The organism is Paraburkholderia sp. BGA-UO-ETr-F12 (genome assembly GCF_059567945.1).
Window position 1 is genome coordinate 90659 of record NZ_JCAQOZ010000065.1, and the last position, 19498, is coordinate 110156.

At 57.9% G+C, this 19498-nt stretch carries 17 protein-coding genes; 12 read left to right on the plus strand and 5 right to left on the minus strand.

The window, feature by feature from the left end:
• Positions 1 to 13 precede the first annotated feature (13 nt).
• From AC57B6_RS33165 to AC57B6_RS33185, 5 genes are all read left to right on the plus strand, one after another.
• Positions 14 to 1141, plus strand: coding sequence for a hypothetical protein (locus tag AC57B6_RS33165; protein ID WP_496422910.1), 1128 nt, complete (start codon positions 14 to 16; stop codon positions 1139 to 1141).
• A gap of 934 nt (positions 1142 to 2075) precedes the next feature.
• Positions 2076 to 3359: an SIR2 family protein gene (locus AC57B6_RS33170; protein WP_496422911.1), complete on the plus strand. Its 1284-nt coding sequence runs from the start codon at positions 2076 to 2078 to the stop codon at positions 3357 to 3359.
• On the plus strand, positions 3359 to 3889 hold the full coding sequence (locus tag AC57B6_RS33175; protein ID WP_496422912.1) for a hypothetical protein: 531 nt from the start codon (positions 3359 to 3361) through the stop codon (positions 3887 to 3889). Before AC57B6_RS33170 ends, AC57B6_RS33175 begins: the two co-directional genes overlap by 1 nt.
• On the plus strand, positions 3886 to 5934 hold the full coding sequence (locus AC57B6_RS33180) for an ATP-binding protein (protein ID WP_496422913.1): 2049 nt from the start codon (positions 3886 to 3888) through the stop codon (positions 5932 to 5934). The genes AC57B6_RS33175 and AC57B6_RS33180 overlap by 4 nt, the downstream gene beginning before the upstream one ends.
• Positions 5931 to 8249: an nSTAND3 domain-containing NTPase gene (locus tag AC57B6_RS33185; protein ID WP_496422914.1), complete on the plus strand. Its 2319-nt coding sequence runs from the start codon at positions 5931 to 5933 to the stop codon at positions 8247 to 8249. The genes AC57B6_RS33180 and AC57B6_RS33185 overlap by 4 nt, the downstream gene beginning before the upstream one ends.
• A gap of 160 nt (positions 8250 to 8409) precedes the next feature.
• On the opposite strand, the gene AC57B6_RS33190 is transcribed toward AC57B6_RS33185, so the two are convergent.
• From AC57B6_RS33190 to AC57B6_RS33200, 3 genes are all read right to left on the minus strand, one after another.
• Positions 8410 to 8790: a hypothetical protein gene (locus AC57B6_RS33190; protein ID WP_496422915.1), complete on the minus strand. Its 381-nt coding sequence runs from the start codon at positions 8788 to 8790 to the stop codon at positions 8410 to 8412.
• A 1202-nt stretch (positions 8791 to 9992) separates the two neighbouring features.
• On the minus strand, positions 9993 to 10304 hold the full coding sequence (locus AC57B6_RS33195) for a helix-turn-helix domain-containing protein (RefSeq protein WP_496422916.1): 312 nt from the start codon (positions 10302 to 10304) through the stop codon (positions 9993 to 9995).
• A gap of 568 nt (positions 10305 to 10872) precedes the next feature.
• The gene (locus tag AC57B6_RS33200; RefSeq protein ID WP_496422917.1) at positions 10873 to 11409 is read right to left on the minus strand and encodes a hypothetical protein; all 537 of its coding nucleotides are present in this window, start codon (positions 11407 to 11409) and stop codon (positions 10873 to 10875) included.
• Positions 11410 to 11735: 326 nt separating this feature from the next.
• Here AC57B6_RS33200 and AC57B6_RS33205 point away from each other — a divergent pair, with 326 nt between their 5' ends.
• From AC57B6_RS33205 to AC57B6_RS33215, 3 genes are read left to right on the plus strand one after another with little or no spacing between them, the layout of a single operon-like run.
• A complete protein-coding gene (locus AC57B6_RS33205) occupies positions 11736 to 12128 on the plus strand; it encodes a hypothetical protein (RefSeq protein ID WP_496422918.1) in 393 nt (130 codons plus the stop codon).
• 60 nt (positions 12129 to 12188) lie between these two features.
• Positions 12189 to 12962, plus strand: coding sequence for a hypothetical protein (locus AC57B6_RS33210; protein ID WP_496422919.1), 774 nt, complete (start codon positions 12189 to 12191; stop codon positions 12960 to 12962).
• 16 nt (positions 12963 to 12978) lie between these two features.
• Complete coding sequence (locus AC57B6_RS33215; protein WP_496422920.1) at positions 12979 to 13188, plus strand: type II toxin-antitoxin system CcdA family antitoxin; 210 nt, start codon at positions 12979 to 12981, stop codon at positions 13186 to 13188.
• Between the two features lie 59 nt (positions 13189 to 13247).
• Here AC57B6_RS33215 and AC57B6_RS33220 read toward each other — a convergent pair whose 3' ends face one another.
• The gene (locus tag AC57B6_RS33220) at positions 13248 to 13607 is read right to left on the minus strand and encodes a DUF7673 family protein (RefSeq protein WP_496422921.1); all 360 of its coding nucleotides are present in this window, start codon (positions 13605 to 13607) and stop codon (positions 13248 to 13250) included.
• 33 nt (positions 13608 to 13640) lie between these two features.
• Positions 13641 to 14450 carry a hypothetical protein gene (locus AC57B6_RS33225; RefSeq protein WP_496422922.1) on the minus strand — a complete coding sequence of 270 codons (810 nt, stop codon included), beginning with the start codon at positions 14448 to 14450 and terminating at the stop codon, positions 13641 to 13643.
• A 764-nt stretch (positions 14451 to 15214) separates the two neighbouring features.
• On the opposite strand from AC57B6_RS33225, the gene AC57B6_RS33230 reads away from it, so the two are divergent.
• The 4 genes from AC57B6_RS33230 (at position 15215) to AC57B6_RS33245 (ending at position 19461) form a co-directional block, all read left to right on the plus strand.
• Positions 15215 to 17245 carry a DEAD/DEAH box helicase gene (locus tag AC57B6_RS33230; protein ID WP_496422923.1) on the plus strand — a complete coding sequence of 677 codons (2031 nt, stop codon included), beginning with the start codon at positions 15215 to 15217 and terminating at the stop codon, positions 17243 to 17245.
• A 525-nt stretch (positions 17246 to 17770) separates the two neighbouring features.
• Positions 17771 to 18142 (plus strand): hypothetical protein, encoded by a 372-nt coding sequence (locus AC57B6_RS33235; protein WP_496422924.1) that lies wholly within the window; start codon positions 17771 to 17773, stop codon positions 18140 to 18142.
• A 481-nt stretch (positions 18143 to 18623) separates the two neighbouring features.
• Positions 18624 to 18815 carry a GNAT family N-acetyltransferase gene (locus tag AC57B6_RS33240; protein ID WP_496422942.1) on the plus strand — a complete coding sequence of 64 codons (192 nt, stop codon included), beginning with the start codon at positions 18624 to 18626 and terminating at the stop codon, positions 18813 to 18815.
• A gap of 100 nt (positions 18816 to 18915) precedes the next feature.
• Positions 18916 to 19461, plus strand: a complete 546-nt coding sequence (locus AC57B6_RS33245) for a P-loop nucleotide/nucleoside kinase family protein (protein WP_496422925.1) — start codon at positions 18916 to 18918, stop codon at positions 19459 to 19461.
• Positions 19462 to 19498: the final 37 nt, after the last annotated feature.

A 19498-nucleotide genomic window follows, 5' to 3' on the forward strand; every position in this document is an offset into this window, starting at 1 on the left:
CGCGATCAAGAATATGAAGCAACGTCACAGCGTTGGGGAATCCACCGTTACCCGGAAAGAAATCCTCGGAAAAATTGGGCCACCGGTGGCCTTTTACAGCGGGTTGGTGCCACACCTCGGCAGTGTTAATGCGGTACTTCTTTTTTGCCAACTCTTGTATTGGTTTCCCCGCGCAACTGATCCTCGAGGTGTCTACAAGACAATGCACGACCTTCGAGCGGAAACTGGACTGTCCCGGTCTGAGCAGGAAACTGCACGGAGGGAGTTGCGGAAGCGTGGTGTACTCGTTGAAACGAATGCTCGACTCCAGCACCGGATTTACTACAGACTGGACCTTGATGCGTTGGACGAATTGTTGAGTGCCTCACTGATTTCTGATGACGTTGAGGAAACGGGGAGTTCATCTGACAAGGAAATGCAGTCGCATGCTGAAAAGTTGCATTCGGGAGCGCCGGATCTGGAATCCGGAACTGCTGGGGAATCGCATCAGCGAATCGGGGACGCTGGCACCCACGAGGCAGCGAAATTGGCATCCGCTATAGAAGCACAGACTACGGCACAGACAACAGCAGCATTGCCGGGGTACGTAGCCGTAGGTAACTCCGCCGCTGCTGCAGCTCCGATCAAGAAATCCACCGACCAAGCCAGCGTGTTGGGCAACCACCTGATCGAACTTGAGGCTAGGCGACTGAAAAACTTGATGATCGATTCGACGAGCGACCTGGCCATTGTGTCTTCGTGGGGCAGTAAGGGGGTGACGCTTCAGCAATTGAGCGCTGCACACAAATTGGCAGTGGCTGCGCGCGAACGAGACGAAGATACTCGTGTGACCTACGTCGCGTTTGTCAATCGGTTCATCCCTACCGGGCAGACTGCCGGTTCCGCGCAAGATTCAGCGTCCATTTCTGTGTCTTGGTTCGGAACTTGTGAGGGCGTCGACGCCCGCGGCGCTGAGTTGGGTATGCGGAAGAGGGAACCCGACGAGCCGTGGCAGTCGTACCGCGTACTTGTGGCAGCAGCGGCGCGAGATGGTGCAGCGATTGAAGCTATCCTGAAGGACGCGCGGCGTTTCAACTCGGAGAAACTTTACCAATTCGCGCGAAAGACGTTTAGTGAGGCAGATATCATTGTGGGTGACTAGCGGGTTGGCCCATTGCTTGTCGATCTCCGGCCCCATTCGAACGTCGCTTCGAAGGGGCAAAACGAAATCTTGAAAGTTTGAATTTTCAAGCGGGGCTTGAGTGCCCGATCACTCGACCCACGGATTAAGAGACTGGACTGGTTAATTTAAATTCTTTTTTAATCAAATACTTGCTTCGCTTGCCACCAATGCTTCCCAATCTCATCCAACCTTAAACATGGCGTGCCCGGACCCGGCATGTCACGATTCCGGCATAGTATAGGTTTGCAGTCAGCGTCGATGTATGCCTTTTGCATCGAGCGATCGCCCGAGACGATCGCCGCGCTCGGTCATCGGGCGCTACCCGACATAGCGTGCAAGCTGTATAGGTTAAAATGTCAGACGTTGCGCCGCCTTCGAGGCGGAGTTTCTGGCTTTCGGGCGGGGGAATTCATGCCGAACTCCCTTCCGTTGCGAAGCTGCTCGCAGGATTCGGTCCGCAGCCCGGTCGGCCCTACGTCGACACGCTCTGAGGCTCGAAATACGCCAACATGAAGGAGCCGCGGTTCTCTGCTACAGATGGCAAATGGCGTGCGGCCTTCGCATTCGATCCGGGGTGGAGTGCCCTAGTCCCAGGCAGGATGTCGAAGGACTTCGCGAGTTTCATCGGATCGCGGGCAAGGCCTAGGAAGATGTCGCGCCCCCTGAGCATCAGATAAGCCTCCGTCTCCAAGATCGAAAACCAGGCAGATATGTATCTCACGACACTCCGCAGCTACGTCGAAGCGATCGGTGGCAAACTCAAACTGACGGTGAAGCTGCCGCGCCGGCCGCCCGTGAGGATCGAAAATCTGGTCGACTTAGCGCAGTCAGTAGCGACGTTATCAGATCGGCGAATTGCTTCTCGGTGGAGGCTTGCTTGACGCCAGAGACAATTACTCGGCTGCTAGCGTCTATGAACGCCGGTCGCCTTCTGGTGGTGTGCGGCGCAGGGCTGTCGATGGCGCCGCCCAGCAGCCTGCCGTCGGCTTGGGCGGTCGCTGAAAAGTGCTTCGACAAATACCGTCTCGAGTCTGACCCGCAGTGTGACCTTGCTCTTCGGCATAATCTGGAGGCCCTTGCCGAGCACTTTGCAGGCCTCAACACCCTGCAATCGGTCTTCATCGAGCACCTCGTGCCTTGGCCAGCTTTTGTACGACCTTCGAACAAAGGGCATGCCGCGATAGCGGATTTTCTTATCACCCGCGCAGCCGTTGCCGGCATATCAAGCAACTACGATACTCTTATCGAGAGACGCGCATGGGACTATGGCGCGGACTTCCGCGGCTCGCTCGACGGAGATGAAGCCACCGCCGATACCGTCCGCCAAGCGCCCCTGCTGAAATTCCATGGCTGCTCCCATCGCGATCGGCCATCAACAGTCTGGGCGCCTTCACAGCTTAACGATCTGACCATATCGGCTCGCATTGCACGAAGCAAAGTGTGGATGGCTGCCAACCTTCGGCAGAAGGACCTGCTCGTCGTTGGCTTCTGGTCGGACTGGGAATATCTCAACGCCGTGCTCGGAGAAGCGCTAATCGACGTGCAGCCGATGTCCGTGACCGTGATCGACCTGTCGCCGATGAACGCGCTGCAGCAGAAGGCTCCGCAGCTCTGGGAGCTAGCGCACGCGCAAAACGTGACGTTCGAACATGTCCAAGAATCAGGAGCTGTGGCGCTCGACGAGCTTCGTCGCGCGTTCTCATCGAACTACCTTCGTCAGGTTCTGGACGCCGGACGGGCTGTCTTCGAGCACACCACCGGAGTCCAGTGCGACCCAGCTTGGCTAAGCGTCGACAACTTCGATAGTGAAACTCTTTACGGTCTGAGGCGCGATGCCGAAGGTGTTTCGGCGGCAGAGCCGGCCAAGCTCCTGCGGCCAGAAAATCCGGAAGCCCTCGGGTTCTTCCACTTGCTACTCCGTCAGGCTGGAGCAATTCAACGGGCCGACGGTTATGAACTGAACGGTCGGAGCATCCGCGTCCTCAATGGAGCACAATCCGTCCTCGGGACACTTCGCGGCAGGTTCGTCGAGCCACCTGCTGTGACGCAGACTGACATCGTTGTGGCAGTGGGCGCAACGGACCTTGGCGTACCGAACAACGTCGTGCGCGGCGGACGCGCCGGTGACGTCATTCGTCCCGACCCAGCGGGCGAATGGTTTGATCTCGCTGGGGCAAGAGCGGCGCTGGGCATCTAGTGGACATCCTCACACAAGCCGAAATCCTCCTTCGCGACGCCCACTACGAAACCTGGACGTGGACTGGCTCTGCCGGCCCGGTGACCTGTTTCGAAAGCGCGGCGCTGATGGGATTCGTTCACGTCTTCGACAACGCAGATAGGCTCCTCACCGCCTGGAAGGAAAACCAGCAGGTCGCACTCGCTCGGCACGCTGCTTCGTTGCGCGGCGCCGGGGCGAAGGCGTGGAACGTCTATTCGGTCTTTCTGACTCCGGATCACGATGCGCACCGAGGGCGCGAGATCGAGCGCATCGAAGAGGATTTCTCTTTGACCCGAAAGATCGCCAGGGCCTCCATCACCACAGCCGATGACGTTGAGAAGGCGCTTCTACCGCTGCTGTCCATACGCTCCAAGCCGCTGCTCGGTGCGTCCAACTTCGAAACGAGATTGCGCACCAGGCTGAAGGACATTCCTCCCGATGCCGTTACCGCGTTCCTGAACGAAACGACTCCGGCGGAGATCGCTCGCATTTTGGGAGCGATATCATGAGGCTCGATTTCATCGAAGTATGCGGCTTTCGTGGCTTCAGGGATCTCGTCCGAATCAACTTCGGACGGGGCTTCACCGTCATTACTGGCCGGAACGGCGTGGGGAAGAGCACACTGTGCGATGCGGTCGAGTTTGCGATCACGGGCTCCATCGACAAATACGCGGTTGAAAAGGCGGCTAAGGAAAGCCTCAGCGATTACCTCTGGTGGCGGGGTGAAGGTGTTTCCAAAGCTTATTACGTCACCGCCTCGTTCGTCGACGACAACGGGAAGCCGTTTACCATCACACGAACGCGGGAATCCGGCTCCGATCGCTCACCTGAGGATATTCGCGCCGCACTTTGCCGTGGACCTGCGCCAGACGACGCACTTCGGCAACTTACCCGGACGTCGATTATCCGCGACGAATGGATCGCCGCGCTTAGCCTGGATCTCACCGAAACGGAGCGGTTCGATCTCGTCCGCTCGGCGCTCGGCGCAATGGAGGGTTCGGAAGCCGCTAGCAGAGCCAAGGAGGTCGTGGCGGCGGCCGAGGCCGCTCACTCTAAAGACGAGGCTGCCTATGAGGCAGCCCGTTCGCGCTTGGCGGACAGGCTAACGCAGCAGTCTGAGACACAAGCTTCCCTTAGTCGATCCGGGGATGTTTCTGGGGCGCTCCAAGTGATCGCCGCCGCCGCGCCAGATGCGCCGCCCGATCTGACGGCGCGGCTAATTGCAGGGCGAAACGCACTCGTGAACGGACGGGCCCAACTGGGTCGAATGGGCGAAGCGCTTCAACTCGGTCGCGAGGTCGCGTCGGCGCAGGCGGCCTTCAACGCTCCGGAGGCAGTTGCGAACCGGGAGGCCGCATCAGCGACGAACGAAGCGGCGCAGCGCGAGCATCAGTCTGCGCAGCAAGCTGTCTCCGAAGCCGAACAGCGCCTCGTGCGCGAAGAAGAGATGGACGCGATCGCGGCGTCGTTAAGCCTTCTCGTCGAGCATGGTGAGCGCCTCGGGCTGCACGACGATCACTGCCCGCTATGCGCGGCGCACCGGACGTCGGACGAGTTTGCCGCCGGTTTGGCCGCTGCACGGCGACGGATAGCATCACTGGCTTCGGGCGTTCAGGCTGCTCGCGATGCTCTCGCCACCGCGAAAGACAATGCGCGGCAACCCAGCCTCGCGTTCCAAGCAGCAGCAGCTGCCGTTCAAATTCATGCGGACGAGCTGCGCCGGCTGCACGACCAAGAAACGGCGCATGTGGATTTCTACAATCAGTGGGGGCTCGATCACCGCTTCATCCATGATCCTGACGGGCTGGAGAAGGCGATTTCTTTCGAACGCGACCGGTTGATCAACCTTGAGCGTGCCCTCCTTGTGCTTGAAGCCTCACAAGCGGTGTCGCAGATGTCGTCGATCGAAAGCAACATATCGGCGCTGCGAGCTGAAATCGAGAAGCTGGCGCAGGCGGTCAGTCAGTCGCAAAATGCCGTCACCGCAGCCCGCGAAATCGAACGCTCTGTCAAGCGCGTGAGTGCGGAGATTATCGACGAGCGGCTCGCTCAGATCAGTCCTCTCCTCAACGAACTCTATGAACGACTGCGACCGCACACCGACTGGCGAACGATCGACTACAGCATCCGCGGAGACGTCCGACGCTTCCTCAGCCTCAAGGTGGGAGACGGCCTGAACCCGCAATTCGTCTTCAGCAGCGGCCAGCGCCGGGCAGCAGGTTTGGCCTTCCTTCTCTCGGTCCATCTTGCGCGTGCGTGGACACCATTCAGATCCCTTCTGCTCGACGATCCCGTTCAACACATCGATGATTTCAGGGCTCTCCACCTCGTCGAAGTGCTCGCCGCCCTCCGCTTGGACGGGCGCCAGATAATTTGCGCGGTCGAAGACCCCGCGCTGGCCGATCTGTTATGCCGGCGATTGGTGAGCACCTCGACGGAGGGAGGTCTGCGTCTCGACATCGACCTTGGACCTGTTGGCACCACAAGCGTAGTCATCGCCCAGGAAATTCATCCGATGCCTGTCGGCGTTCTTCGTGGTGTCGTCACCGCATGACGACCGAGAGCGCGCAAATCGAACTTCCGGCGCCGTGCGTTCGTCGGGCGCACGGCCCCTGGAGCGATCTGGCGCTGCACACAATCGGCTGGCGCGCGTTTCAGGATCTTTGTTCGCAGGTATGCGAGGTCATAATCGACCGTCCCGTGGAGATCTACCGCGAAGCCCAGGACGGTGGCCAAGACGCGGTCTTTCTCATCCCGTCGAGAACAGACGCACCGTCCATCGGCACGATCCAGTGCAAGCACACCTCCGATGCCATGAAGGCCCTGAAGCTCAGCGATCTCACCGCCGAGCTTGAGAATGTCGAGCAACTGGTCAAAGTCGGTCTGGCTGACACCTACGCGTTCATGACGAACATGAGCGTAGATGCGCCTGTCGCGGCGGCAATGCGTGCCAAGCTTCGGTCGCTCGGCGTGCGTAAGCCGCACATTCTTGGTCGCCAGTATATCGTCCGGGTCATCAAAACCAGCGCGCGTCTACGGGCTCTCGTTCCGCAGGTCTACGGCCTAGGGGACCTCACCTCAATCGTGGATGAGCGACTAAGCGAGCAGAGTCGGGCGCTGCTTGACAGCTGGACGCCAAAGCTTCGCACCTATGTGCCGACAAAAGCCCACCGCAACGCCGTCAAAGCCATTTCCAACCATGGCGTGGTGCTGTTGTTGGGCAATCCCTCAAGTGGCAAATCAGCGATCGGGGCGATCGTCTCAACAATCGCTTCGGAAAATCCGGACAGCACCGTTCTCGCTTTGACCAGCCCCCGGGACTTCGAGGCCGGATGGAATCCCAACGATCCCGGCCGCTTCTTTTGGATCGACGACGCTTTCGGCTCGAATGTCCTACGCGACGACTATGTGCAAGACTGGGCGTCGGCATTCTCCAAACTGCGCGCTGCCATCAAGCACGGCAACCGCTTTCTCCTGACCTCTCGTAAGCATATCTATGAGGCGGCGCGGCGTCGTCTCGGCCAGCGCAACCTTGCCCAATTTGCCGATGGCAGCGCCGTTGTTGACGTCGGTGAGCTGACGTTCGAAGAAAAGGCCCAGATTCTCTATAACCATGTGCATTTTGGCAAACAGAGCCAGAGCTGGCGATCAAGCGTCAAGCCACACCTGAACGCCGTCGCCGCCGTTCGCGACTTTCTCCCTGGGATTGCCGAACGTCTTGGTGATCCGAATTTTACCAAGGGGCTCGCGCCCCGCGAAAGCTCGCTCGTGCGTTTCATGGAGGAGCCAACAGAGCATCTGATTGATACGGTCAACGCCTTGGATGACCAGCTTCAAGCTGCGCTCGTCTTGGTTTACGTCCATCAAGCTGGCTTCGATCCTAGCAACCATGACGTATTGGCTGCCCAGGCGGTTGCAGAGCTGACGGGGTACACCATCACGAAGATCCAAGATTGTTTCGCGGAGCTGAATGGCTCGTTCCTGAAGCAATCCGGATCAAAATGGACCTTCGCCCATCCGACGATCTCCGACGCCCTGACGGAGATCCTGCGCCAGAAGCCGCATATGATGGCGGCGCTTATACGGGGCGCAACAATCGACACCATTCTCAACAGTTTTACGTGCGAGGGCTCGCCTCTCATTCGAGACGCGCTTGTCATCCCAACGACGCTCGACGACGCTCTGGTCGCCCGGCTCGGCCACACCCCAGATGAATGGCACCGTAATTGGATGCTATTCCACTTCCTGTCTTATCGGGCGAGCGGGGCCGTATTCGCTAAAGCGGTCCAGCAATTTCCAAATTTACTTCGACGGTCCTGCTGGGGAACCGACCTTGCCGGCAACGATCCCCAGATGGCGGCTTACGCTCGGGCCCATCACCTCGGCGTCTTGCCGGACGATCTGCGCTCGGATGCGGCCGACACCCTTGAATCCGCCGTCCTCAAGAATCTAGATGCTTCGTTCTTCGACGAACCCGAGATGCTAGCGCTCTTAACGCCGCTGAGACTGGTCGGCATGGGGTTGGCATTGCGAACAACCGTACTGCCTTCACTCGAAGAGCGGATCGACAAGATCGTCGCCGACGCTGACTTGGACGAGGAGCCTGACAGCCACTTCAAGAAGCTTCTTGCCGTGCTCGATCGCATTGAAGCAATCGGTGTCGACGCGGACGCCACAGCCCTGATCGACGACGCGCGCAGTCAGGTGAAGCGGTCAGTCGAGGGACTGGAAGAGCGCAAGCGCGAGCAGGAAGAAGGCTCGGAGGACGAAGCGGATTGGACGCACATCTTGACGCAAAAGAAGGAGGAAGCTCCGTCTCCTACCCCCGTCGCCACGAAGCGCTCAGTGTTCGACGATGTCGACAAATAGTTGTGGAGATATCAAGCAATTGCGCTCCAACCAATCTGTCCCACCTTGACCAAGAGCGCGGACGCAAAGCGTCCCCTCCGAGGCGCCGCCGCTCAAGCGGGCTTCGACTATCAGTTCTCAAGTCAAAACAGGAGGGCAATTTGCCCTCCTGCGTCCTTCATTAACACGGCAACCCGTTGTTCTCATCTTCCGGCGGAAGATGAGAGGTTGGCTTATGGCTCGGCAGGGTGCCGATCGTGGTGGTCGTAAATTCACCGGTTTTTATGCATCGCCAGGTCCAGCTTGACGGAGTGTCCAACTCGGGCACCCTACGCCAACTACCTGATCGGTACGGGCGAAACTGCCACCGTTCGCCGTGCCCGGTGTGAAATACCACCAGGCGGCCGACTTCGCCAACCAGCGCTGCACTGTTCTCCAGCCGGATAACGCGAATTTCTTCACCGAAATCGAAGACTGCCTCGTCGCGGACGATACAAAGCAGTTCAACATCAAGAAAAAAATCGCACGCGATATGCTTTGCGGATTGGGGGACGTTTTCCATTTTTCATTCTCCTGTTTATGCCGGGCCATGATGGGATTGGTGTTGGTCCAGACAAGAGCGATATGGCGAACGCGAACTGATAAACCGAATCGGTCGGCTACGCGTACCTGTTACCCTGGCGATCGATGAATATCCCCATAACAGGCGCGCGTATAGTGATTTTCTAAATTACTGTTAGTATGCCTATGCGATCTGTGGAAGGGTCGGCAGTCCACACACTCTCATGAATGTGCCGGGGCCGCCAACCCCAGACACGTTCGCGCACTTCAGTTCCAGTCGACCGCCAATCAACTGGAATTGACCGCTGAAGCGTGGTGCCTATAGTTGGGCTCGCCATGCTACGCAGGGCGCTGGGGGCTGCAACGCCTCCTTCGACCCAATCCAGTTTTGGGAGTGGAAGTCGGGCGACACGGAAACGGGCCTCCAGGCGACTGGAGTAACCCTGCCATGCGCGAACGGGTGGAAATCCCGACAACGGGCGGCTCGAAAGGGTCGGACGGTGTCCCGGGCGGTGGGCTGCTGAGGCGTCAGGAATGGCGCAGGGGTGTGAGGGGAAACCTGGATCACCCGGTACTCGCCGGCGCAAGCTGACGAGATCGCTGGATAGCTCAAGCCGTACGTTGCATCCGCAGAGGATGCATCCGGGTAAGTCGTGACAAGCCGCTGGCTGGTTCGCCGGGAGGTGAATCAGTTAGTCAGGGCGTGATGAAGCGTTGACGAAGTAGGGGAGGTGCTTGGAACCTCGACCCCCTGAAACCCGCCGCAAGGCGGGGTAGGCCCCCAGGGCTAATCGTTGATAGCAGAGCGCGGCGGCGTGTCATGTCGACGTACATGGCTAACGTGGGAATCACCAACGGCCGATTGAACCCGGGTGGCACCGGGCAAGGTACGGGTGAGGGAGACTGGCTGATTAGCAGCGATGCGAGGGCAGACCTGACGGTTGTCCAGGCGGAGCGAAAGGCCGGAGCGGTATCTTGAAGTGTGCGAGCGTGTTCTGAACCATGTCGGGGCCTGGCAGCCCTGCACATTTTCACGGAGAAACGACGAAGTAAAAGCATCAGACCAACGGCCGTAGGGCCAAAAGTCGTCACATGATGTGGCGCACAACCGCTGCCGGGGTAGTTCGACCCGGCAGTTTCCTTTTGCGCGGCGGGTGCATTTGTGCGTCGACATGTGCCCGGTCGTAGCTGCGCTCCAGGTACCTATATCTCCCGCGCCGCTGCCAGCAACCGGCTCCGCGCCCGCTTTGACGCCTGTCCGTAGAGCAGGATCAATTCGGCAAGGTCATCGTCCTCGGTAAAGAAATAGGCAGTCGGGACTGAAAGCTCGGTAGCCAGCCGGCAGGCAAAAGGGTAATCCACCTTGTGGATGCCCAGCTCGTAACGGTTGATACGGGTGCTGGCGACGAAAGGGTCGAGGCCCGCGGCAATACCCAGCGATTTTTGAGACAGGCCGGCACGAAGGCGCGCTTCCTTCAGCCGCCCCCCGAAGACGGTATTCCCTGTTGCGGACATTGCGTAACCCTGTATTTTCAGAGCTACGAATGTCGTAGTTAATCGAAATTCCGGATACTACGAAGATCGTAGTGGTGTTAGCCGCCAGGAGGGCGATAGTCCCGCGTCAGGTCGAGAATATAGCGAGGAGAAGTCCGGTTTGTGCAGATCTACGACGGCGTTTACCCGTTTCGCCCCTCGCCGCGTGCTCTCTTCGCCTTCTCCGCTTCAGGCTGTTTCGAAGCCATCCAGAATGCGCCGATTACGATCGGGATGCCGACGGCAATAATATAAAGGGTCAGTGCCATGACTCGTATCACACCCGAGAAGTCGGTATCGGGCGCGGTCCGCGCCCGGTGATTCCCGGTCAGCGCCGATCCTGGGCGCCTTTGTGGGAGCGGGCACTGGCCGGTTCGTTCGGGTCCTGACCGCTTCGACGGTGGCCTACCTCCCGACGAACCGCGTCAATTGCCCCGGTGAGTGGCAGGAAGAATAGCCTTGGGGCCTCTCTGGCCGCCTTGATGAATTCGCGCATGACAGCATTCATTGCGGATGCTCCTTTGATACTTGCGAGACCTGCCGGTGACAGTCAGTCCATATGGTTCCACGACTGATGTGGATCGTCGTAGAAGATGTTTCCAGAAAACCATGAATAGCCGGGATCAGTGTGCCAGTCGGCTCCCGAGCCAGGACGTCCAGACCAATCCCGTGCGTCATCATCGTGAAGGTTTTGGAAATCGAAGTCGTCGTGACGCAGGGCATGGGAAGAAACTTCAATTCCCCGATCGAATGGATCGTCGCCGTCAAATCGCAGCGCTCTTCCCGACGACGCGCTACGAAACAGCGGGGCGAGGAAAGGAAACATGGGGGCAATCAGTGTGACGACGATCGGAGCGAACGCGGTCTGCACAACGATGTCGGCGACAAACAGGTTGATGCGGAAATGGGCCCAGACAATATCCAGCAGATCCTTGATCTGGATGAGCGCCGTCAGCGCAAGCAGGCCGACCGGTGCGCGCATCCAGAACGGCGCCCCGGTGAAACGACGGTAGGACAGGATCAGCGGTTTCATTTCAGCCCCTTGCATTGCATTTCCGTGTTGTTCTACTGGATATTCATCTTCCATGGACATCGTCCAGCCGAGACGACCCTCCCGGAGGGCATCTCGTCGTAAGTTGACACACTACGAATATCGTAGCAATCTCTCGACCTGATGACTACGAATATCGTAGCTATGCGGTGAAAATGCAAACTGGAAAAACAAGTACTGGACCTAGGGGCCTGAGAAATTGAACAGCCAGAATCAAGATACCTCGCCGTGACGCACGGCCTACGCGCCTGACCGGAATCGCTGCGTCAGGTTTCTGCGTGCCCATCTGTTTTCATCCGTGCCGCGGACGGGATGCTGCTGATCGCCGCTGCGCGTCACTTTTTCCAATTCGGGGATTCACCATGAAGAAGATTCTGGCTGCCGTATCGATTGCGGCTTCGGCTGTACTGGCTGGTTGCGCCGTGAGCGCGGGCAATGAGGCGCTAAAGGACCAGAGCCAGACTTCGGTCGGCCGCTCGATCGCCGAGGGCAAATCGACCAAGGCCGATGTGCAGGCGACATTTGGTTCGGCGAACAAGGTGTCATTTACCGATACCGGCCTGGAAATCTGGAGCTACGGATTCGACCATGCCACGTCTCAGGCCATCAATTATGTGCCTGTCCTGAATCTTCTGGCGCACGGCGCGAACGTCGAGAAGAAGACGCTGACGGTGCTGTTCGACGAAGAGGGCATCGTGAAGAAATACACGTTCGCCGAAAGCAGCAACGTGGTGCGTGGCGGCATCGCCCAGTAAGGCTTCCGGCTGTCCGGGAGGACGGCCTCACATCCAGTCATCCGGCAGGGCGATATCGATATGAAGAAACTGTTTCTGGTCTGCGCGCTGATCACCTCGATCTGCGGTTGCGCAGTCAATACGGCCCCCCTGACGCGGGGCCAGGTCGCCGCGAAAGTTGCGGTCAAGGTGGGCTATACCGGTTGTAACGGCTGCAACATGGTCCGGACATACGTCGCACCGCGCCTGTACAGGCAGCAGTTCATCAACGACCCGGATTTCCATGGCTGGCTGGATCTGAACATGCAACTGGTCTCCACGAACTACAACACCGCTGGCCGCGTCCACGCGTACCGGATTATCGCCGGGGTGATCGCAAACGGCGGCTTTAAGGATGCCTGGATGACGCACGTTCCGGGCGACTCGCAAGACCGCTGCCCCAGTGATGCCGAACTCGTACACGGCTATCACGGATTCCATACGGGTAACGGCATCGAATTCTGGCTCGTGAAGGACGACGGTACCTACGTGCCGCTGGGCCATGTGGCCGAAAGCAATGGCGAGACGATCGAGGATCTGGAATGTTTCAGCAATGTCGGCAGCGGAGCGTCGTGGGCCCAGATGATCGCCCTGCCGGCAAAGGTGGTCGAGGACGCCTCGCATCAGAACCGCGGTATCCGGATTTTTGCTGGTCGTGCATTGACGAGGTACGAGTCGACGAGCGACGGGTACAACCCGGTCGCGGTCGCGCATACGGTTCGCAAAGGGTCGATGATTGAGTTCGGTCCAGATTATCTTGGCGGCTTTGCGGACGGCCTGACGCGACTGGGCGCCGAAACGCCTGCTGCGCAATGACGCGTGAGCCCCAAAAATGACCAATATCCAGCCGGATGAAAAGCTTCTCTCTGAAGCAAAAAGCCTGGGCGTCGATGTATCGCAAGTGGCAGAGGCCGGACTTGCCAGGGCCGTGGCCGCCGCGCGTGCCGAGCGATGGCTGAAGGAAAACGCGGAAGCCATCGAGAGCTCCAACGCTTATGTCGAGCAACACGGGTTGCCGTTCGAAAAGTACCGGATGTTCTGACGGAACGGTTCTGCGCCCTGGCTTTCTCCCCGTGGCATTGCCACGGGGAACCGCTTCGGTTAATCAGTCGGATCGATGAAGCCCCAGTCGATCGCCAGTTGCTCAAAGCGCTTCACGCCGTGGGCAAAGTATTGAGCGACGTTATGCGAGCAGGCTCGCGTATCCATTTGCAGGACGCGCAGGACATCGTCGAGGCATTCCCGGTCTAGCATGCGCAGATCGGTGAGCGGGAACGGGAAACGTTTCTGATCATAGAGGCAGAGCAGGAACTCGGCCGCGACATAGCTAGAACCGCCATCTTCATGCGCGATGGCAAAGAGCCGGCGTAGGGCAGGCAGTCCGGCATCGATCAGATCCTGGTTGGGGTTGCCGTGCAGGACCTTGTTGAGAAAGGCGGGGAAAGGATCATGTGTCGACATAGGATGACTCGATCGGGTTGTTATGACCTATGGCTATGTCGAACGCCGGCGTATAAACAATCTCTCACAACGGTGGTCGGGGACGGCGCCTGTTCCGGTTTGGTCGGGAAAGGCAATCCGGAAAGCCTCCCGTCGCTCGGCTTGCGTGCGGCCATTGACGACCGGCTGGTTCGGCAGAAACCGCACGTAGGCGAGGAAAAAGCGTTCCGACAGTTGGGGCCCACTGGCCGGCCTCAGCCGTTTCCAGTCGCGCCGAAGCTCGGCGACAAGCTTGCCGACCTGCCGGCGCACGAGACGAAAACCAGGCTCAGCGTAGAGCCGGTCGAGCAGGATTTCGGCGTCGGCATCCCGCAAGACGCCATCGATTTCAATCTGGCGCCGCCGATCCGGGGGCAACGAAGCGATCCGGTGAATTCGCACGACATATTGGTTGTAGCTGCGGTGAGTCAGCCGCCATGACCAGGTCTTACCGTCGTGGACAAGCTCGTGCCGTTGATCTGGCGATTGCAGCCGCGAGCGCGGATCGCGCAGATCCCGAAGCTGCTCGCGGTGGGTCACGAGGCCTAGGCCCGCGCTGGTCAGCAACACCCAGTCAACAGACAACTGGCCGTTCTCGCCCCGGCTGGTCAGTCGTACGCCGTGAAGGCAACTGCTGGCCTCACCGGCCAACCGGCGTTTGTGCTTTGTCTGGCGACTGAGGTCGGTCCCGTACGCATCGGCGAATTTTCTTGCTAGCCGATCGAAACCCGAGAGTTCGGTCCGTCCTGCAACGTAGAAGACATGCTGATGGACGGCGGCTTGCTGGAGACGCTGCATGAAACGGATCTTGTCGGGATGGAGCATGATGCTACGCCGAGGATGATTTGCATGATTATAAATTAGGACAACTTATAAGGTCATATTTTAACTTGTTTTTACAATTACCAGTACGTGTTATGGACGATATGCGATACCGCGTGAATCGAAGCTTCGCTGCGCGAATGTGCAATGCGATGTGCGCACTGCGATATGTGCAGTGCGCAGTGCACATACTCCGGGTGGGACGTCGCCCGATCTCAGGTCAACGGGGACGGCATAAAGAGACAGCACGTGAGTCACGCGGGTTTGCGGTCGTAAAAATGGGTCGCCGCAGGCGACATGATTAATAGAGGTTCCGATTTTTTGAATTGCTGCGCGAAAAAACGGCAGAAAACATGCTCAGATTTGTGCCTTTTTTAGGTTGGAGGATTCTCGAAAATTCAATTCCAGAGCCATGCGGACTGGCGATCTTCGAGCGGGCCGAGGCCCTCGGCTGAGCATGCGAAAGTCGCGTCATGGATGTCAGCGCGAGTGCAAACCACTGACACCCGCCACGTCGAAAGATTGAGTAGTGGCCGTTCGGTGACGGACTTCCCTGCTCGGCCATGAAGTGCCATTCGACAGTCTGCCGTCAGTGGCCGCTTTCATGAAGCGGCTACACGTCCCGAACGGCGTCAACGCAGCCACCGAAGTACACTTCAACGTTCGCTTAAAAATACTCTCAAGCAGACACAGGCTAGCAGCCAATATGATTTTTCTTGCCTTCCTATCTGTCGTTTCCTATCGTTAAGAATCAAATGGTGACTAACATGACAGAACACGAAGGATGGCTCTCGCTGGAAGAGACCGCGACCTACTTGGGAATGGGTAAGACCGCTCTGTATGCGATGGCGCGCGAGGGCCGCATCCCGGCACGGAAGATCGGCAAGAAATGGATCTTTGAGAAAATCGGGCTCGACCAGTGGGTGCGCACCGCTCGGCCCCTGCAGTCGTTCTTCCTTGACGCTGATTTCACAATCGACGGAAACGACCACCTCCGCGACCCGCAACGCGAGGGCTATTTGCGCACTTATGAGTTCTTCCGGGCCGGAAAGAATAAGGCAATCCTCCAAATTCCGGTTGGATGCGGCAAGACCGGCCTAGCGTCTCTGCTGCCGTTTGGACTCTCCGCAGGCAGGGTCATTGTTATCGCGCCCAATCTCACCATCAAGGACGGCCTTTACGAAGCGATGGACATTACCAACCGCCAGAAGTGCTTTTGGCGGAAAGCAGGCGTGCTGAGCGCTGACCAGATGTTGTCTGGGCCGTTGGCGTGTACGCTTGATAGCGGCAACATTTCGATCGCGACAAAGTCCCACATCGTCATCACGAATGTCCATCAACTCGCAACCAACGTCGATAAGTGGTTGACTCAATTTCCCGATGATTTTTTCGACATGATCATCGTGGACGAGGCGCACCACAGCGCGGCGGCTAGTTGGCAGAAAGTCATTGAGCGCTTTCCAAACGCAAAGGTCATCCTGCTCACGGCGACCCCATTTAGAAGCGATCGCCAGGAACTCGATGGCGAATTGGTGTTTCGGTATCCATTCCGAAATGCTACTCTGAAAGGCTATATCAAACGCCTAAAGGCGAGCTACGTCGCTCCCTCGACCATTGAACTCGGATTTTCGGATGCCGGCGGCCGAACGTACACCCTGGAAGAAGTGCTGAAGCTCAAGGAGGAGGAATGGTTCAGCCGCGGCGTGGCGCTCGCCAGGCTTTGCAACAAACACATCGTCGATAGCAGCCTGCAGAAGCTTGAGGAGCTTCGGCAAAGCGGGACGCAGCACCAACTGATCGCAGTCGCATGCTCCATCAACCACGCGCGAGAAATCCGTTCGCTATATCAAGAGCGCGGCTTTAACGCTGACGTTATCCATAGCAAGCAGACGGAGGATGAGCAGACCGCCATTCTCGCGGCCCTACGTAACGGGTCGCTCGATTGCATCATCCAGGTGCAGATGCTGGGCGAGGGATTCGATCATCCCAAGTTGAGCGTCGCAGCGATTTTCCGCCCGTTCCGGTCGTTGGCTCCATACATCCAATTTGTCGGGCGAATCATGCGGGTCGTTGTGCAGAACGATCCGAGTCATCCCGACAATGTCGGCCATATAGTCACCCATCTGGGGATGAATCTGGACGAACGCCTGAAGGAATTCAAGCAGTTCGAGAATGATGACCAAGCGTTTTGGGACAAGGTCATTGGGGGCGACGAACCAGAAGTGCCCCAAGGGGTGCTCGACGGTACCGCGCGCCTCCGTGCTGGCGATCAGGTCGTGGTCCACGGAGAAATTGTCGATTCTTTGTGGGAGGAAGATTTCACGTCAGTCGAGGACACGCAGATCGTGGCCGACCTTCGCGAACGTTTGAAGCTCCTCGGCCTCGACGACAGCAAAGCTGAGGAAATGGTCCGGCTCGCGCAGCAATCTCCCTTACGCAAGAATTCACCCACCGAGCCCTTCATGGTCCAGCCGCAGCGGGAATGGGAAGAGGCCAGGAAACGGATGCAGGAGCAGGCCAAGCGCCTTGCGAATGTATTGCTGAACCACCTTGAGCTCAAGCAGACCGGCAACGAAATGGTCTACAAATACAAATCCCTGAAGCTCACTGGGAGGAACAACTACATCTGCGCGCTGATGATGGTGAACAAGGAAATGGAGAAGCGCTTAGGCAAAGAGAGGCAACAGGCCACAACGGAAGAATTCCGGTCCGTCCTCGATAATTTAGACGATCTGCTGCAAGTGCTTGTAAGGCGTGTTCGCAAAGCAAAGGCGGAATATGACAAAAACAACTCCTAAAGGGCCTACACCTTCCCTAATTGGAGGAGCCAACGGGCGCCCCAAACGTGTCCTCGTCAAACGCCTGAGCGAATGCTATCGGTGCCACGATGACCTCGTCGCGGGAACGACCTGTATCGAAATTCCAAAGCTTGGTCAGGCCTATTCGACCGATCGGCGTGTGTGCGACGCGTGTTTCCAGCTCATTTTGCGCAAGACAGACGACGATCTCGCCGAAATTAGGAGTCTTTAAGCTACCGGCGCCTTGGCGCCGTTTCATCGTTACCGATGTCGATCTGATTGGCTTGCGGCCGCATCTCCGAGGACGATTTCGATTGCTTGATCGCATAGCGGCTATTTTCTGCGGTGTGTGAAGGGCCGCTCCGGGTCGCGTTTTGCCTTTGGCATTGCAGCCGGCCTGAGACGAACGTCGCGCTCGGTCGTCGGGCGCTAGCCGGCCAGAACCGGTCAGTTAACTGCGCTGCCCAGATCGTCAGCAATCGAGGCAGCGATAAGCCTGGAGGTAACTCGCGTGGGACCGAAACGATGAGAGAGCACTGGCAGCTACCGGTGGCGGCTTCGGCATTGTTGCTGAGCCCAGAATTTGTATTTCTTCAGCGCCGCGAATGCGTGTTGAGGCTGTTGATCGAAGCTGACGACGGGACCCCCATGGCAATTTCAATTCAGTTCAGCGGGGTGGAGTCGTGCAAATGCACATTTTTGACGTCCTGCACGGCGGAAATGTTCAAGCTCGCATACGGCAAGCTAATCTCTATTGAAAGTCCATGGCTAACCGAGGTCCGAGGCACGGGAAGGAAAGATCAAGCGACTATCGATGCATTACAGCACTTTATGATCACCTTCGATGACGGGCCCTGCTATGAGATCATTTGCCGTTCTTGGACTGTCAATGACTGATCGGTTTCGCACCAGAGGCAATCGTCGTGCTCAACCGTGAGACGTAGTGCGGCCAGGAAGAGATACTCGAATATCCAGCCTACATAGGCGACAATCGATCACCGTTTCGCGAACAATGAGGCTTTCCTGTTGACGAGAAAGACACGGCATGCCGGATGAGACACCTGAGCGCAACGCCCGACTCTGGAAGCGGACGCTGTTGGCCAATTCTGGCGAGGGCATGAGACCTGCCAATCTTCGTAACGTAACGCGGGAAGACGTACCTGCGCTAGGCGCGCTTCTTTTTGGCGCGTTTCTCGGAACAATCGATGATACTGGTCAGGCTATGACCCAATACGAATCAAAGGCAACCGCGATTGTCGCTGGTCGGTACGGGGAATGAATTCCGGCGGCATCTTGGGCGATTGAAGAAACTGACGGTCTTCGATCCGCATGCCTCGTTTGCAACTACAAACCGTATGGTTGTCCAGTAATTGCCGTGGTGGCGACCACACCTTCGCACAAACGAACGGGTGACGGTGGAAGGTTGGTGGACGCAGCACTGTTGTCGCTCGGGGCGCTCGGTTATCTGGAATGCTGCGCGATGATTACTGTTGGGAACGACGCATCAGAGCAGCTATTTAAAAGTCGCGGCTTCTTGCCTGAAACTGCAGCCCGAACCGGCACAGCCTGAACTGTGTGTCCGCCTAAGCGCCGCCCACAAGGAGACAGTGGACCTCGTGACGTAGATCGATAACAATCTGTCTGCGTCTACTGATCAGGGAGCATCGAACGTGTTGATCGTCTTCGGCGGACTACCCGGCACCGGGAAGACAACAGTAGCGCAAACACTGGCACGCAAGCTCGCTGCCGTTTATCTACGGATAGATACCTTCGAGCAGGCAATCAAGTCGTGCAACAGCGGCGGAACGGAAATCGAGGCTGCTGGGTATGTGACCGCATATGCGGTTGCCGGCGATAACTTACGGCTTGGGTCGACTGTCGTCGCGGACTCTGTCAATTCGCTGCAAATTACGCGTAGCGCCTGGAGAAATGTCGCGTTCGAGGCAGGTGCACAGATTTTCGAGATCGAGTTGGTTTGTTCTGATGCTGCGCTGCACCGGCACAGGGTCGAGGGGCGAAAGGCCGATATCCCGGATTTTCAGTTGCCAACATGGCAGAGCGTGCTTGAACGTCAATACGACTCATGGGAATCCGCGCACCTCGTCCTCGACACCGCAAAGTTTTCGGTTGAGCAAGCCGTCGAAGGAATCATGCAAGGACTGCCGTTGGTCCCTCTAGGGAATCGAATGGTCCCTCCAGGGAATCGAATCGTTTAGCGCAAAGCACGCTGAACATGCAGATTGCATGAGACGG